The organism is Chromobacterium vaccinii, from assembly GCF_000971335.1.
Taxonomy (GTDB): domain Bacteria; phylum Pseudomonadota; class Gammaproteobacteria; order Burkholderiales; family Chromobacteriaceae; genus Chromobacterium; species Chromobacterium vaccinii.
In genome coordinates this window covers 1-1,119 of the sequence record NZ_JZJL01000130.1, presented here as the reverse complement: position 1 = coordinate 1,119, position 1,119 = coordinate 1, and the positions used below count along the sequence as shown (strand labels likewise).

The 1,119-nt window shown below is 66.6% G+C and carries 1 protein-coding gene; it reads right to left on the bottom strand.

What is annotated here, in order from left to right:
- Positions 1 to 1,119: type VI secretion system Vgr family protein (locus VL52_RS22900; protein ID WP_046159210.1), on the bottom strand; the 1,119-nt coding region annotated here is incomplete at both ends.

Below are 1,119 nucleotides of genomic sequence, written 5' to 3'. Positions count from 1 at the left end.
TGCCGCGCCGTTGCGCCTGGAATTCGGTCTGATAGGGCGCGGCCGTCGGGTCTGCCGCCTGCAGGCCCAAGCCGGGGGCGATGGCCTGCAGCTGCCGGGATAGGTCGCCCGGCAGGTTGTTGCGGGCCTGGATGCGTTGGCCGGTGACGACGAATTCACGCTGTTCCGCGCTGTCGCCCTGGTGCGCCGGGTGGTCGTCCAGCCGGAACCACGCGCCGGCCTGCAGGCCGCGCACTGCGCCGGAACCGGTGAAGGTCTTGGCCTGCAGGTCGTGCGCCTGCTGGCGCAGCTGGGCATAGCGGCTGAGCTGGTCGGCGTCGCTGGCGTAGTAGAGGCCGGGGGCGTCGTATTGGGTCAAGCTACTCTGCAACGCCTGGCCGGTTTGTCCCTGATCCACCTGGCTTGTGTCGCTGCTGTGGCTGGTGCTAGTGGGCCGGTAATCGAAGCTGGCCAGCGCCACGCCGCCGGCGACGATCTGGCGCGCGGCCTGCCAGTCGGTCAGGCCGTCTTGTTCCTCGGTGGCGTCGGCGCGGTGAAAGCGCACGTTTGGCGCGCTGCCGGCAGGCAGGCTGAAGGCATCGTCAAACACGACAAGCCGAACCTGCGGGCTATCGCCATCGACGTGTTCGAAGCGCCAGGCAAAACCTTCCTCATGCATCAGCCGCACGATGAAATCAAAATCGCTCTCTTTATATTGCAGGCAGTAGCTGCGCGAAGGCTGGGCGGCATCCACCTTGATGTCCAGCGTCTGCACGCGGGCAAAGGCGGGATTGGCGGCCTGATGTTCGCTGATGATCTGCTTGATGATGTCCGGAACCGTCATGTCCTGGAACACGCGGGAAGTCCGACGATGGCGCAGCAGCGCAAAGGGCGGCTCCACCGTGAGGCCATAGCGGGAAAAGCCGCCATCGCTGCCCAGCAAGCGCGCCTGGCTGATCACGCCGCAACGCACATCCTCGCCGCCTTCGGCATTCATCAGGCCGATGCGGGCCGGGTGGCCGAGCAGGGACTTGAGTTCGATCTGGCCATCTGGCGACAGGCAATCCAGCTGGAAGCGGTAGGGGCGGGATACGCCTTCCTCGCCGTCCAGCGTCTGCGGCAGCAGCTGTTCCGGGCCGG